At 71.8% G+C, this 14,541-nt stretch carries 11 protein-coding genes, 2 tRNA genes and 1 pseudogene; 9 read left to right on the forward strand and 5 right to left on the reverse strand.

What is annotated here, in order from left to right:
• Positions 1-33: 33 nt before the first annotated feature.
• Positions 34-744 (forward strand): annotated as a pseudogene (locus BMY89_RS05555) (CDP-alcohol phosphatidyltransferase family protein); the annotation flags it as partial.
• Positions 745-857: 113 nt separating this feature from the next.
• The gene (locus tag BMY89_RS05560) at positions 858-2,705 is read left to right on the forward strand and encodes a sulfatase-like hydrolase/transferase (protein WP_092376007.1); all 1,848 of its coding nucleotides are present in this window, start codon (positions 858-860) and stop codon (positions 2,703-2,705) included.
• 96 nt (positions 2,706-2,801) lie between these two features.
• On the opposite strand, the gene BMY89_RS05565 is transcribed toward BMY89_RS05560, so the two are convergent.
• Positions 2,802-3,845: a TRM11 family SAM-dependent methyltransferase gene (locus BMY89_RS05565; protein WP_092377401.1), complete on the reverse strand. Its 1,044-nt coding sequence runs from the start codon at positions 3,843-3,845 to the stop codon at positions 2,802-2,804.
• A gap of 127 nt (positions 3,846-3,972) precedes the next feature.
• Between BMY89_RS05565 and BMY89_RS30245 the strand changes: the two genes are divergently transcribed.
• Both BMY89_RS30245 and BMY89_RS05570 read left to right on the forward strand, forming a co-directional pair.
• A tRNA-OTHER gene (locus BMY89_RS30245) sits at positions 3,973-4,035 on the forward strand.
• Positions 4,036-4,297: 262 nt separating this feature from the next.
• A complete protein-coding gene (locus BMY89_RS05570; RefSeq protein ID WP_092376010.1) occupies positions 4,298-5,848 on the forward strand; it encodes a TROVE domain-containing protein in 1,551 nt (516 codons plus the stop codon).
• A gap of 116 nt (positions 5,849-5,964) precedes the next feature.
• Here BMY89_RS05570 and BMY89_RS05575 read toward each other — a convergent pair whose 3' ends face one another.
• Positions 5,965-7,152, reverse strand: a complete 1,188-nt coding sequence (locus BMY89_RS05575; RefSeq protein ID WP_092376013.1) for a snapalysin family zinc-dependent metalloprotease — start codon at positions 7,150-7,152, stop codon at positions 5,965-5,967.
• A 228-nt stretch (positions 7,153-7,380) separates the two neighbouring features.
• Between BMY89_RS05575 and BMY89_RS30250 the strand changes: the two genes are divergently transcribed.
• The 4 genes from BMY89_RS30250 (at position 7,381) to BMY89_RS05595 (ending at position 11,054) form a co-directional block, all read left to right on the forward strand.
• A complete protein-coding gene (locus tag BMY89_RS30250; RefSeq protein WP_092376015.1) occupies positions 7,381-7,971 on the forward strand; it encodes an AMIN-like domain-containing (lipo)protein in 591 nt (196 codons plus the stop codon).
• Between the two features lie 92 nt (positions 7,972-8,063).
• Complete coding sequence (locus tag BMY89_RS05585) at positions 8,064-8,744, forward strand: response regulator transcription factor (RefSeq protein ID WP_092376018.1); 681 nt, start codon at positions 8,064-8,066, stop codon at positions 8,742-8,744.
• Between the two features lie 13 nt (positions 8,745-8,757).
• Entirely contained in the window at positions 8,758-10,179 is a 1,422-nt protein-coding gene (locus BMY89_RS05590) for a sensor histidine kinase (RefSeq protein WP_092376021.1), read from the forward strand.
• The gene (locus tag BMY89_RS05595) at positions 10,176-11,054 is read left to right on the forward strand and encodes a Gmad2 immunoglobulin-like domain-containing protein (RefSeq protein WP_092376024.1); all 879 of its coding nucleotides are present in this window, start codon (positions 10,176-10,178) and stop codon (positions 11,052-11,054) included. Before BMY89_RS05590 ends, BMY89_RS05595 begins: the two co-directional genes overlap by 4 nt.
• A gap of 11 nt (positions 11,055-11,065) precedes the next feature.
• On the opposite strand, the gene BMY89_RS05600 is transcribed toward BMY89_RS05595, so the two are convergent.
• Positions 11,066-11,971, reverse strand: a complete 906-nt coding sequence (locus BMY89_RS05600) for an alpha/beta fold hydrolase (protein ID WP_092376027.1) — start codon at positions 11,969-11,971, stop codon at positions 11,066-11,068.
• A gap of 266 nt (positions 11,972-12,237) precedes the next feature.
• Here BMY89_RS05600 and BMY89_RS05605 point away from each other — a divergent pair, with 266 nt between their 5' ends.
• The gene (locus BMY89_RS05605) at positions 12,238-13,080 is read left to right on the forward strand and encodes an NPP1 family protein (protein ID WP_092376030.1); all 843 of its coding nucleotides are present in this window, start codon (positions 12,238-12,240) and stop codon (positions 13,078-13,080) included.
• 41 nt (positions 13,081-13,121) lie between these two features.
• Here BMY89_RS05605 and BMY89_RS05610 read toward each other — a convergent pair.
• A tRNA-Arg gene (locus BMY89_RS05610) sits at positions 13,122-13,194 on the reverse strand.
• 43 nt (positions 13,195-13,237) lie between these two features.
• Positions 13,238-14,437: an RtcB family protein gene (locus tag BMY89_RS05615; RefSeq protein WP_092376033.1), complete on the reverse strand. Its 1,200-nt coding sequence runs from the start codon at positions 14,435-14,437 to the stop codon at positions 13,238-13,240.
• Between the last annotated feature and the right edge of the window lie 104 nt (positions 14,438-14,541).

Consider the following 14,541-nt stretch of genomic DNA (forward strand, 5'->3'; position numbering starts at 1 on the left):
ACAGGGGTCGTCGATCATAAACACGGAGGCACGGTGTCCACAGTTCGAACCGGTCCGCAAATCGGGCTGATCGTCCAGATTGTCCTACTGGCGGGGCTCGCCACGACGGTCGGTCTCGGCGTCGCGGGCTGGCTGGCGGGCTTGGCGTACGGTGCCGTGACCTGCCTGGCCCTGGTACGTGGCCTGCGTCACGCCGGCTCGGACCGGCTTGGTCCGGCCGACTGGGTGACGATGGGACGCGGACTGCTGGTCGGCGGGGTGACCGCGCTGATCGCCGACGCGCTGATCGGTGGTCGTCCGGCACCCGTGGCGGTGCTGGTGGCGATGACGACGGTGGCGCTGGCGCTCGACGCCGTCGACGGCAAGGTGGCGCGCCGCACGAAGACGGTCAGCGCCCTGGGCGCCCGCTTCGACATGGAGGTCGACTCGTTCCTGGTGCTGATGCTGAGCCTCTACGTCGCCCCGTCGGTCGGGGTCTGGGTGCTCGCCATCGGCGTGATGCGGTACGCGTTCCTCGCCGCCAGCTGGGCGCTGCCCTGGATGGACCTGCAGCTGCCGCCCCGGTACTGGCGTAAGGTGGTCGCCGCGGTTCAGGGGATCATGCTCGCGGTCGCCGCCTCCCAGGTGTTGCCAGGGCTGGTGACCACCATCGTGCTGGTGACGGCGCTCGGCCTGCTGGTCGAGTCGTTCGGGCGGGACGTCACCTGGCTGTGGCGGCAGCGGACGACGACGGTCCGGCCGGTGCCGGCCCTGCTGGTGCCGACGGTGCCGATCGGCGTTCGCCGGGTCGAGCGGGCAGAGGACCGCGACCTGTCCACCGCGCCCGTCCTGTCGCTGCGCTGACCCGGGAGACCCAGTTGTCGATCTCCGACCCGCCATCCGCACCCGGCACCGACCCCACCAGCGCTGGCACCGACCCCACCACCAGGGCCGCCACCGCGCGGCACGACGCCGAGCTGGGCGCGGCCGACAGCGACGGGTCGCGCGCGGCGGACAGCGACGGGTCGCGCGGAGCCGACGACGCCGGGTCCCCCGGCCTCGATGCCGCCGGTGTCGGCCTGGCCGAGCCGGGTAACCGTGCGCCGCTCACCCGCCGGCGCCGGATCGCCGCCCGGGTGGTGACGGTGCTGGCCGCACTGCTGGTGCTGGGCGCGCTGACCCTGCCCAACCGGCCGTGGCAGCTGGAGCCCGGCGCGTTCCTGCGCATCCCGCTGGAGGCGTTGCTGCTGGCCGCCCTGCTGCTCGCGCTGCCCGGCCGACCCCGCCGGGTGGTGGCGGCAGCAGCCGGCGTACTGCTCGGACTGATCGCCGTGGTGAAGGTCGGCGACCTGGGCTTCTACTCGTCGCTGGGCCGCCCGTTCGACCTGGTGCTGGACTGGTCGCTGCTCGACGAGGCGTTCAGCTTCGTGGCGGAGTCGATCGGCCGGCCCGGCGCGATCGGCATCGCGCTCGGAGTCGGGCTGCTGCTGCTGGCCGTGCCGGTGCTGACCGCCCTGTCCGCCGTGCGGCTCTCCGGCCTGCTGGTCCGACACCGGACCGGCACCACCCGGGCCGTCGCGACACTGGTCGTGGTGTGGGCGGTGGTGGCCGCCTTCGGGATACGCATCCTGCCCGCCATGCCGGTGGCCGACAGCAACGCCACCACCCTCGTCTACGAGCACGCCGCCGAGGTACGCGACCGGCTCTACGACCGCCAGAAGTTCGCCAACGAGGTCGGCGTGGACCCGTTCCGCGACATGCCCGGCGACCAACTGCTGACCGGGCTGCGCGACAAGGATGTGCTGATCGCCTTCGTGGAGAGCTACGGCCGGGACGCGGTCATCGATTCCGAGTTCGCGTCCATCCAGCGGGTGCTCGACGACGGCGCTGGCCGGCTGCAAGCGGCCGGTTTCGCCTCCCGCAGCGGCTTCCTCACCTCACCGACCATCGGCGGGGCGAGCTGGCTGGCCCACGCCACCCTGCTGTCCGGGCTGTGGGTCGACAACAACCAGCGGCACCGCAACCTGCTCGCCACCGATCGGTTCACCCTGGGCGACGCGTTCCAGCGCGCCGCCTGGCGGACGGTCGGGGTGATGCCGGCAGTGAACCAGGCGTGGCCGGAGGGGGCCTTCTACGGTTACGAACAGTTCTACGGCGGGCCGGACCTGGGCTATCAGGGCCCCAAGTTCGCCTTCGCCCCGATGCCCGACCAGTTCGCCGTGCACACGTTCCACCAGCGGGAGCTCGCCGGTGAGCGGGACCGTCCGGTGATGGCCGAACTGGCCCTGGTCTCCAGCCACTCGCCGTGGACCAAGGTGCCGTCGCTGGTGAACTGGGACGACATCGACGACGGGGAGGTGTTCCGCCAGGGCATCATCGGCACCCCGACCGCGCAGGCCAGGACGGGCTACCGGCACTCGATCAGCTACACGCTGCGTACCCTGATCTCCTACCTGGAGACGTACGGCGACGACGACACGGTGCTGGTCTTCCTGGGCGACCACCAGCCGGCGCCGGTGGTGACGGGCGACAACCCGAGCCCGGACGTACCGATCCACATCGTGGCCAAGGACCCGGCGGTACTGGAGCGGATCGATGACTGGGGTTGGCAGGAGGGCCTGACCCCCGACGCGAGCGCCCCGGTCTGGCGGATGGACGCCTTCCGCGACCGCTTCCTCACCGCCTTCGGCCCCACCAACGCCCGCCCCCAGGCCCGACCCCGCTGACCCCGGCCTCGCCGATCTAGGGGTAATCGTCGTCGCAGGAGATCAACTAGCAGCGATTGTCCCTAGATCAGGCGAGGTGGCTGGGGTGCCGGGTGGTCAGGCGCGTTTGTGGGCTACCAGGATGTCGCGGACGATGGCCTGGTCGACGCGGTGGCTCAGCGCCTGCCAGGGGCCGTGGTCGAGGACGGTGAGGCCGGCGGCGGTCAACTGTTCGGCGGCGGCCTCGCGCCGGGCCACGTTGGTGTTCCAGGAGATGCCGAGGGCGCCACCGGGGCGCAGTAGCCGTACCCAGCCCGGCACGGCGGCAGCGAGCAACGCGAGGGGGTCGCGGGCCAGCCCGGTCTCGGCGGTCCGGCTGCCGTGCTGTACCCCGTACGGCGCATCGGCGACCACCAGGTCGACGCTCTCCGGACGGAAGAACTCGCCGACCCGGGTGGTGTCGGCGTTGACCACGTCCACCGACTGCACGTCGCCGGCCTTCTGCGCCTCCTTCGAGGCGGCGACCTCCATCCGCAGCCGCCGGCCGACGACCTTGCGTTCCCGGCGTATCGGCCCGGACTCCAGCACCCGGTGCTTGATCCGCTTGCGCTTGAGCCAGGTGGTGAGGAACGCCTGGTACGCCTCGAAGTCCTTGCTGTCCCGGTCCAGGCCGGCGGCGTCGAAGCCGTACATCATCGCCTGGTTGACGGTGGTGCCCCGGCCGCAGAGCGGGTCGAGCACCCGGAACCGCCGGGTCAGCAGGTCACCGGCCCAGTCCGAGGCGAGCATCGTCACGTTGAGCAGCAGCTTGGTGAACTGCTCGTTGGTCTTGCCCTGGTACTTCTGAATGGTGATCAGGTCGTCGTCGAAGCGGTCCAGCCGGCTCAACGGCACCGGGCGCAGCAGGTCACCGACGAACTCGAAGAGCGCGTACACGCTGGAGAGGTTGCCGAGCAGCGCCGCGTCCCGCTCGCTCAGCCCGCCCTCCACGTCGAACGTGACGTAGCGCGCCCCGCCGACGGTCGCCGTCTCCACCGCACCGATCCGCCCGCCGAGCACCGAGTCGCCGAAGATCTCCAGCTCCGCCCGCGTCAAGTCGACGGCAGCGCCCGCGTACACCCGGTTGCTCGCGGGCAGAATCAACACCCCATACCTGTTCACGACCAGCAACTATCCCACCCTCCGCTGCCCGCTCGCCCACCCACCCCGACGCCCGCCTCGCCGAGGGCGAACGGATTTCGCTTGCTGTTCCTGGACAAGATCCCCTACCGTGCCCTCGGCACCTCCCGGTGCGCAGGCAACGGCTACTTCCGCTTCCAACGGGGAGACGCGGGTTCGAATCCCGCCGCCGCCTCTGGCGGTGTCGACCAGCGGCCCAGGTCACCTTGGCCCGCAAGGGCCAGTCGCCGTCGCCGCTCTTGGTCTCGGGAGGCGTCACCACACCGCATACCCGGTGCGCAGGCAACGGTTACTTCAGGGATCCGCGGGTTGGGGGTTCGAGCCCCCCGAGACCTTCGGGTCGATAGCTCAACGGAAGAGCAGCGGACATAGTCCGTCGCCGACTCCTGATCTCGGGTATGCGGTGTGGTGGCGTCTCCCCGTCGTCGATTGGCATGGGGGACGTTGTGGCGAAGTTCAACACCAGGCCGCGTCAGAACCGGCACGAGGCCGAGGGAATCGTGACCGGTGAGGGCGCGCCGGGCTTCATCCGCGAGCCGCGCGCCGAACTGTTCCTGCTGGCCGTGTCGAACATGGTCGGCGAGGACACCTTCTACGAGGGCGCAGCCGACCGGGACGCCCGGTTCCGTGAGTTGATCGCCACCGTCGCGGTCACCGACCCCGAGTGGTTTGGCCGGTTCGTGCCGTGGCTGCGTACCGGCGCGATGCTGCGTTCGGCGACGGTGGTGGCGGCGCTGGAGGGTGCCCGCGCACAGGTCGCGGCGGGTGTTCCGGGTTCACGGGCAATCGTGGACGCGGCGTTGCAGCGTGCCGACGAGCCGGGTGAGGCGCTGGCGTACTGGCTGGGGCGTCATGGCCGGGCGCTGCCGAAGCCGGTCAAGCGGGGCATCGCAGATGCCGTCGCGCGCCTTTACCACGAGCGCAGCCTGCTCAAGTACGACTCCGAGGGCAGCGCGGTGCGCTTCGGTGATGTCATCGACCTGACCCACCCGAGGGCGAAGGACGAACGGCAGGGTGACCTGTTCAGGCACGCACTGGACCGGCGCCACAAGCGCGACAATCCGCCACCGGCATCGCTGACGGTGCTGGCGGCCCGGGTCGAGCTGATGGCGTTGCCGATCGAGCAGCGCCGGGAGGTCAACGACCCGGCGGTGCTCGGCGCGGCCGGTATGACCTGGGAGGCCCTCGCCGGCTGGCGGCAGACCAGCATGGACGCCGCCGCGTGGGAAGCGATCATCCCGACCATGGGCTATCTGGCACTGCTGCGCAACCTGCGCAACTTCGACCAGGCCGGGGTCAGCGACGCCGTCGCCGAGAGGGTGGCCGCGAAGCTGTCCGACCCGGGCGAGGTCGCGAGATCACGGGTACTGCCGATGCGTTTCCTGTCGGCGTACAACGCGGCACCGAGCCTGCGGTGGGCGTACCCGCTGGAGAGGGCGTTGCAGCAGGCGCTGACGAACGTGCCCGCCCTGGACGCGCGGACCCTGATCCTGATCGACACGTCAGGATCGATGAACAGCGCGTTCAGCAAGGACGGCACGCTGCGCTGCTGGGACGCGGCCACCGTGTTCGGCCTCGCGCTGGCCGCCCGCGCACACGACCCGACCGTGGTGTCGTTCTCCAACGCCACCGCGGTCTTCCCGGCCGTGGCGGGCGAGTCGGTGCTGGCGGCGGTACGCCGGTTCAAGGACGGCGGCTACTTCTACGGCGGCGGGACCGAAACCGAGGAGGCGGTACGGGCGCACTACGACGGTCACGACCGGGTGGTCATCCTCACCGACGAGCAGGCGCACCGGCACGGGTCGGTGGACGTGGCGGCTGCGGTGCCCGCACAGGTTCCGGTGTACACCTGGAACCTGGCCGGCTACCGCGTCGGCCACACGCCGACGGTCGGCAACCGGCACACCTTCGGCGGTCTGTCCGACGCCGCGTTCGCGATGATCCCCCTCATCGAGGCCACATCCCACCACCACTGGCCATTCTGACCCCCACCCCCCACCCCCACCCCCCCACTCCCCCGCCGATCATGCAGTTGTGGCACCTGGATTGCCCCGGTTCGAGGCATTCACCAGGTGCCACAACTGCATGATCGAGAAGATCGTCAGGCGGGGAGGCCGCCTACCTGGGTGTTGATCCAGGAGCGGATGGAGGAGAGGTCACCGTAGATGGACGGGCCGGTGGCGCAGGTGGCGTTGTTGTTGCCGGAGCGGCTGGTCGCGCCGATCACCTGCCACACGCCGTTGACCCGGCGCACCTGCGGGCCGCCGGAGTCGCCGTAGCAGGCACCGGAGCTGTTGGGGTTGTTGGTGCAGATCTCGTAGGTGGCGTTGATGCCGCTGCACCGGCTGTCCGACACGATCGAGGTGTCCAACTCGTACGCGGTCGTCGGCGCCGAGCCGCAGCCGCGTACCGGGCAGGTCAGGCCCCAGCCGATGATCCGGGTCGCGGTGCCGACCGCACCGGAGGTGGTCGGGATCCGCGCCGGGGCGTAACCGACCGAGCCGGAGAGCTGGAACAGCTTCACGTCGATGCTCGGGTGGTTGACCGCCCGGCTCACGCCGACCACCGTGCCGCCGCTGCTGCGGTTGGTGCTGCCCACCCGGACCGACGACGGGGTCGGGCAGTGCTTCGCGGTGACCACCCAGTTGGCCTTGATCAGCGTGCCGGTGCAGCCGGAGGTGTAGACCAGCCAGGGGTAGTTCTCGGTGGCCGGCCGGCCACCGACCACGAACGTGCCGAAGTCCGCGTCGACCTCCTGCGTCCAGGTGTACGTGCCGGCGGCCTCCGACGCGCTCCGGCTGCCGGCGAAGAGCTGGTTGACCCGGCTCGCCTCGGCGGCGCTCGGGTTCGCGTTGGTGCAGGAGACCGGGGCGCTGCTGCCGGACATCAGGTCGGAGCAGAGCCCGGTACGCCGGTCGGGCAGGCCAAGGATGTGGCCGAACTCGTGGGTGGCGATCCGGGTACGGTGATAGCCCTGGTTGACCGCCTGCCAGCCCATCCAGATCCGACCGGAACCGAGCCCGGTGACCTGCGCCCGAGGCCAGCCGCTGTCGACCAGGATGGTGACGTTGGCGGGTGTGCCCGGCACCAGCCGGACGTTGCTGACCCGGCTGTTCCAGATCTGCGCGGCCTGGTCGAAGTTGGTCCGGAACTCGCCGGCCCGACTGGCGTCGTAGTAGACGGTCCGGGCGGCCGAGGCACCGGTGGCGGTGGCCACCTGCACTCCGGTCGCCGCCAGCACCGCCGCCAGCGCGGCGGTAGCCGCGCGCAGCAGTTGTCGTCGGATCATCAAACACTCCCCTGCGGACTACGCGGCGCGCCGATACGCCGCGATCGATGTTTATGAATATTAGTGGTCACCGTTCGGCGGTTGTCATCGCGAAAGCGTCATACCGCCCACCCCTGTTACCCGACGGTTACGCCACGGTGAAGCCACGGTGGCCAGCCGCCGCGACGGTGGATCCGACCAGCCCAGTGCCCGCGGTACCACCCGACGGGCGGCCCGGAGGAGACGAAGATGCGGATCAGAAGGACCATCACGGCGCTGGCCGTGACGCTCACCGCCCTGCTCGCCGCGACTGCGGCGGCCCAGCCCACCACGGCCGCGCCCACCACGGCCGCGCTTGCCACGGCCGCGCCCTACTGCGGGATCACCTGGGGCAGCGGCGACAAGACGGCCGGCACCCTCAGCGGGGCACCGCTGGTCGAGGTACGGACCGGCCGGCACGACTGCTACGACCGGGTGGTGTTCGAATTCGACGGTCCGGTCACCGGCTACTCCGTCGGCTACGGCGAGACGTACACCGACGGCGAGGGGTTGGCGCTGTCGCCGTACACCGCCGGTGGCGCTCTGCTGCGGGTCTCGCTGCGCGCCCCGGCGTACGACGACGAGCACGCCGCCACCGTGCCGTACCGCACCGGCGAGCACGTCGCCAACGTGCTGCGCTACCGGACACTGCGCGACGTGGTCTTCGGGGGCAGCTTCGAGGGCTACAGCACGTTCGCGGTCGGCGTCCGGGCCACACTGCCGGTTCGGGTGTTCGTCCTGGCCGGCCCCGGTACGCACAGCCGGATCGTGCTCGACGTGGCGCACCAGTGGCAGGAGTGACCGAGCGTGGGTGCGGGGGGCCGGCCGGCCCCCCGCACCCGACCGTCACGCCGAGCGACACCCCGGCGTCCCCGGACTACGCTGGGTGCATCATGGACGGCCGCGTGCTGGTGGTCGAGGACGACGCCTCCATCCGGGAGGTCACCGCCCTCGGACTGCGCCGCGCCGGTTTCCGGGTGGACACCGCCGCCGACGGCCGGCAGGCACTGGCCGCCTGGCGGGCCCGGCCGCTCGACCTGATAGTGCTGGACGTCATGTTGCCCGGGCTCGACGGCCTGCAGGTGTGCCGGGAGATCCGCCGCAGCAGCGCGGTGCCGATCCTCATGCTGACCGCCCGCACCGACACCATCGACGTGGTGGTCGGCCTGGAATGCGGTGCCGACGACTACCTGCGCAAACCCTTCGACCTGCCCGAGCTGGTGGCCCGGGTCCGTTCGGTGCTGCGCCGCGCGGTTGCCCCACCCGAGCCAGGCCCGCTGCGGGTCGGCGTACTGGAGATCGACCCGGGTGCGTTCGTGGCCCGCCGGGACGGCCAGGAGCTACCGCTGACCACCACCGAGTTCCGGCTGCTGCTGGAGTTGGCCCGCCGTCCCGGTCAGGTCTTCACCCGCGAGCTGCTGCTGGACCGCGTCTGGGAGCAGAGTTATCTCGGCGACAGCCGGCTGGTCGACGTGGCGGTGCAGCGGCTGCGCGCCAAGGTCGAGTCGGACCCGACCCACCCCCGACTGATCCGTACCGTGCGTGGCGCCGGTTACAAGCTCGTCGCCGGATGAGCAGGCGTCGGCGATGGGCAGGCAGACCGTGCGACCCGGCCGGCTGCGCCGCCGGCTGACCATCGCGTTCGTGCTGGTCGCCGGCATCTCCGCCGGGGTTCTGGCCGGCGGGTCGTACCTGCTGCTGCGGCAGGCCCGCTACGAGGCGTCGTTGCACGCCGCCGCTGCGGACGCCCGCTACCGCCTCGTGCTGGCCGGGCAGTTCCTGCCGCTGACCGAGCAGCGCCGTGCCGAGTTGCTGACCAGCTTCGAGAGCAGCGGCCGGCACGTGGTGCTGGTCAGCGACCAGACCTGGCCGTCGAACCCGGGCTACGCTCCCCCGCTGAGTGACCGGCTGACGACGACCGTCGCGGCCGGACAGGTCGGGTACGAACGGATCGACGGGTCGGCGCGGCTGCTGGTGGTGGGCGGCCGGATCCCCGGCTCCACCGCCGAGCTGTACGTGATCACCGTCGAGAACGACGTCGCCACCGGCCTGGAGCAGCTGCGCAACGCGCTCACCGCCGGCTGGGTCCTGGTGCTGGTGCTGGCTGCCACGGTCGGGCACACCCTCGCCCGGCGCACCCTGGAACCGGTGGGTCGGGCCAGCCGGGCCGCCCGGGCGATCACCGAAGGGCTGCTCGCCACCCGGCTGCCGGTGCATGGCCGCGACGAGTTCAGCAACTGGGCGGCATCGTTCAACGAGATGGCCGAAGCGCTCGAGGCGAAGATCGCGGCGCTGCACCGGGCGCAGGAGCGGGAGCGGCGGTTCACCGCCGACGTGGCGCACGAGCTGCGTACCCCGGTCACCGCCCTGGCTGCCGCGGCCTCGCTGCTCGGCGAACACCTGGACCAGCTGCCCGGCGACTCGCGGCGGGCCGGCGAGCTGCTGGTCACCGACGTGGTCCGGCTGCGTCGCCTGGTGGAGGACCTGATGGAGATCTCCCGGCTGGACGCCGGGCAGGAGGCCGTCGCCGTCGCCGAGGTGGACGCGCCGGCTCTGCTGCGCGCGATCGTCGCGGCCCGGGGCTGGCGGGACCGGGTCGAGGTCGGCGGCGAACCGCTCCGGTTGCGTACCGACCCGCGCCGGCTGGAACGGGTGCTGGGCAACCTGATCGCCAACGCGGTTCGCCACGGCGGCGGCGAGGTCCGGGTCCGGGTCGCCCGCGCCGGTGACCGGGTGCTCTTCGACGTCGACGATCAGGGGCCCGGCATCCCGGCCGAGCACCTGCCGCGCCTGTTCGACCGCTTCCACAAGGTCGACCCGGCACGCTCGGGCGGCGGCAGCGGGCTCGGCCTGGCCATCGCCCAGGAGAACGCCCGGCTGCTCGGTGGCCGGCTGACCGTGCACAGCTCCCCCGGCACGGGCACCCGATTCCGCCTCGACCTGCCCTACGACGGCCCGCACAGGGCCGAGCCGGACCTGCCCGACGACGGCGTGGGTGGATCCGGATGAGCCGTCGCCGGGCCGCGACGGCGGTCGTCCTGCTGCTGGTCGCCGGGTGCGCGCCGGCGCGGTCCGGTTCGCTCGGCCCGGCGCCTGTCGCGCCCACCCCGACCACGGCCGGCCCCACCGTCCTCGCCCCGCCGGTCAGCACCGCGCCGCCGCCGACCACCGGCTCCCCGGCGCCCGCGCCGCCGACCACCGGCGCCGCCGGCACCAGCCGGCCCGCGACCCTCACCCTGGAGCTGTGGTACGTCCGCGACGGGCGGCTCGTGCCGACCCGGCGCGTCCGCCCGGCCACGGTGGCCACGTCCCGCCTCGCGCTGAGCGAACTGGCCGTCGGGCCGACCTCGACAGAGACCGCCGCTGGCCTGGTCACCCTGCTGCCCGACGGCGTGCAGGTGAGCCGGATCGACTCCGGTGTCGCCACCGTCCGGATGTCCACCACGCCGGAACAGGCCACCGGCCGGCTGCGCGAGGCCCAGGTGGTCTACACGCTCACCCAGTTCCCCACCGTCCGGCAGGTCGCCTTCGGCGCCGACGCGCCGGCCGACCGCGCCGACTACGCCGACCTGCTGCCCGCGATCGTGGTCACCGACCCGACCATCGGTGGCCGGGTGTCCAGCCCGGTCACCGTCACCGGGACCGCGGACGTGTTCGAGGCGACCGTCAGCGTCCGGGTGCTCGACTCCGCCGGCCGCCCGATCGCCACCGCCTTCACCACCGCCACCTGCGGCACCGGCTGCCGGGGCGGCTACCGGATCGCCGTCGCGTACCGGCTGGCCCGCGACCAGCCCGGCACCATCGAGGTGTACGAGGTGTCCGCCGCCGACGGCTCCCGCACCAACCTGGCCACCGTGCCGGTGACTCTCACCGCCGCCGGATGACGGCCGCCCGATCAGCCACGCTCGGCGGCATCGCCCGGGCCGGCGGCATCGCCCGGGCGGGCCGCGGTCAGGAACGCGCGGATCGTGTCGCAGACCGCTGGCCAGTCCTCGCCGAACTCAAGGAAGTGACTGTCGGATCGACTCTCGACCAGCTCGGCCCGCCGGATCGTGCCGGCCAGGTACTCGGCGTGCCCGAAGGGGACGCTGCCGTCCCGACGGCTGGCGAGCACCAGCGTCGGCTGCCCGATCTCCGCGGTGACGTCGACGCCGCGGCGCAGATCGTTGCGGAACCCCTCGCCGGAGCGCATCTGGCAGAGCAACGAGATCAGCATCGCGCGGTGCTCGGGTCGCAGCTGCGCCACCGCCCGCCGGGCCGGCACGGTGGACAGGTCGCGAAGCAGCATCCGTAGGCCGACGTCCGGCGAACGGCGCAGCAGTCCGCGAACTCCGCCCCAGGTGAGACGCTCGGTGGCGGGCGAGAAGATGAGGCCCGCGAGCAACCGCGTACCGCGCCCGGGCCAGGTCAGCGGCGCCTGGGCGCTCTGCAGGATCAGCCGCTCGACCAGATCCGGATGGCGGGCGGCCAGGGCCATCGCGGTCGGTCCACCGGCGGAGATGCCGACCACGGCCGCGACCCTGTCGATGCCGAGGTGTCGACAGACGTCGGCGGTGACGTCGGCGAACCCTGCCGCGGTCGTGCCGGTCGAGAGGGGGGTCCGGCCGTAGCCGGGACGTGAGGGGGCCAGCACGGTGAGCCCCGCGTCGGCGAACACGTCCTCGTCCAGCGTCAGACCGGCCCGCAGATGCCCGCCGTGCATGATCACGACGGCCGCGTCCCCGCGTCGCTCCAGTCGGTACTCCACCACGCCGCCGGTGAGATGCTGCACCGTCGTCGGCCGCTCGGCAACTGAGGTCACCGGTCCGACAGTAGGCCACGCCGCCGACGACCGGCGGACCGGTCAACCGGCGTGGGCCGCCCCGACCAGGTCCTGTTGATCTAGTCCCTCGCTCCATCGGCCCCGCCGAACGCCGAGGGCGGTGCGAGCGTGCCACGTCCGCACCCCAACCGTTAATGAGCCATCCTCGCGTTTGGTGTTGACCTTCGCGCCGAACACGTGAGATATAGATGGTCACGCATTGACAGGGCGCGTGGACGATGCGCGCCCACCAAGGAGGGCGCGGAATGGAACACCCGTCATCGCCGTCGTCTGCCCCACCGGAGCCCGCCGCGCCCCGGTCGGCCGGCAGGCCGCCCGGGCGGCACCGGCGACCGCTGGCGCGGCTCGCCGCCGGGCTGGCCGCGCTCGCGATCCTCGTCCCCGCCACACCGGCCTACGCGGACTCGCTACCCAACCTCCCGCACAACGCCGGCGGCTACGAGTCGTCGTTCTCACCCGCCTACGACTACGACACCGACGGCTGCTACGCGGTCTCGGCCATCGCCCCGGACGGCACGGTCAACGGTGGACTGCGCACCACCGGCGCCATCAACGGCAACTGCCGTGACCGCTCCGACCTGGACATGTCGCAGACGTACGCCCGGTCGAAGTGCAACAACGGCTGGTGCGGAATCGTCTACGCCAGCTACTTCGAGAAGGACCAGGCCGTGCACGGCAGCGGCCTGGGTGGGCACCGGCACGACTGGGAGCACGTCATCTCCTGGGTCAACCAGGCCGCCAACCGGGTCGAGTACGTGAGCACCACCCAGCACAGCAGCCAGCGCACCTACCCGCGCTCGCAGGTGCGCTTCGACGGCACCCACCCCAAGATCGTCTACCACAAGGACGGCGCGTCGACGCACTTCTTCCGGCTCGCCAACAACAACGACGAGCCGCCGGAGAACCACTACGGCACCTGGCACTACCCGCCGCTGGTGGACTGGAACGGCTGGCCCAACGTCGAACTGCGCAACCGGCTGATGGACGCAAACTTCGGCGCCGCCACCATCAAGATCAAGGACGGGTCGTTCGAGTACCTGCTCAACGTCGCCAAGCCCGCCGGGATCCCCTTCAACCCGTACGGCTGAGCGGGCAGCCGAGGCCGGGCGGCCAGCGTGCCCGTCGAGGGTGCCCCGACCAGGATTCGAACCTGGGGTCTCCGGCTTCGTAGACCGGCGCTCTCTCCGCTGAGCCATCGGGGCGTACGACCGGCGCCCGCCCCCCGACGGGCGCCGGTCTGGTCCATCAACCCTTTACGCAGACCACCTGCTTGAGGTAAGCGACCACCTCCACCAGGTCCTGCTGCTGTGCCATCACCTCGTTGATGTCCTTGTACGCGCCGGGGATCTCGTCGACCACCCCGGCATCCTTACGGCACTGGACCCCCGACGTCTGCGCCGCCAGGTCCTCGGTGCTGTACGTCCGCTTCGCCTGCGCCCGGGACATCCGCCGTCCCGCCCCGTGCGAGGCGGAGCAGTACGCCCACTCGTGGCCGGTGCCCCGCACGATGTACGAGCCGGTACCCATCGACCCGGGGATGATGCCCAGGTCACCACGGCCCGCCCGGATCGCGCCCTTGCGCGTCACCAACACGTCCACCCCCTCGTAGTGCTCCTCGGATACGTAGTTGTGGTGGCAGCTGATCGGCTCGTCGTAACCGACCTGCGGGAACCGGTCCCGCACCAGGTTCATCAGCACGGCGAGCATCACCGCGCGGTTACGGCGCGCGTACTCCTGCGCCCACCACAGGTCCCGGCGGTAGGCGTCCATCTCCGGCGTGCCGGCGAGGAAGACCGCCAGGTCCCGGTCGGGCAGGTCGGCGTTGTGCGGCAGCCGGCGGGCCACCGCGATGTGCCGCTCGGCCAGTTCCTTGCCGATGTTGCGGGACCCGGAGTGCAGCATCAGCCAGACCCGGCCGTCGTCGACGCCGCCCTGCTCCAGGCAGACCTCGATGAAGTGGTTCCCACCGCCGAGCGTGCCCAGCTGGCGCCGGGCCCGCGTCTCCAGCTGCGCCACCCGCCGGTCGAGGTCGGTGAAGCGCCGCCAGAAGTCGTCCCAGCCGCGCTGCTCCAGGCCCCGGACCCGGCGCGGATTCACCGGCTCGTCGCGCTGGGCGAAGCCGACCGGAATGGCGTCCTCGATCGCCCGACGCAGTCCGGCGAGGTCGTCGGGCAGGTCGGCGGCGGTCAGCGAGGTGCGTACCGCCGACATGCCGCAGCCGATGTCGACGCCGACGGCGGCCGGCGAGACGGCCTGTCGCATGGCGATGACCGAGCCCACGGTGGCGCCCTTGCCGAAGTGCACGTCCGGCATGACCGCGACGCCCTGCACCCACGGCAGCGCGCCGATGTTGCGCAGCTGCTTCGCGGCCTGCGGCTCGATGGCGTACGGGTCGGTCCATACCCGTACCGGCGCCCGCGTCCCCGCGAGCAGGCTGAAGCCCATGGTGTCTCTCCTGAAGTCCGAGGTGAAACCCGTCGATCTTGCACCTTGGTCGCCGAGACATGACTTTTGCACCCTTTGGACGGGGCAGCATGTGCATGCTCGAC

This window comes from Micromonospora phaseoli (genome assembly GCF_900109115.1).
GTDB classification, from domain to species: Bacteria; Actinomycetota; Actinomycetes; order Mycobacteriales; family Micromonosporaceae; genus Micromonospora; species Micromonospora phaseoli.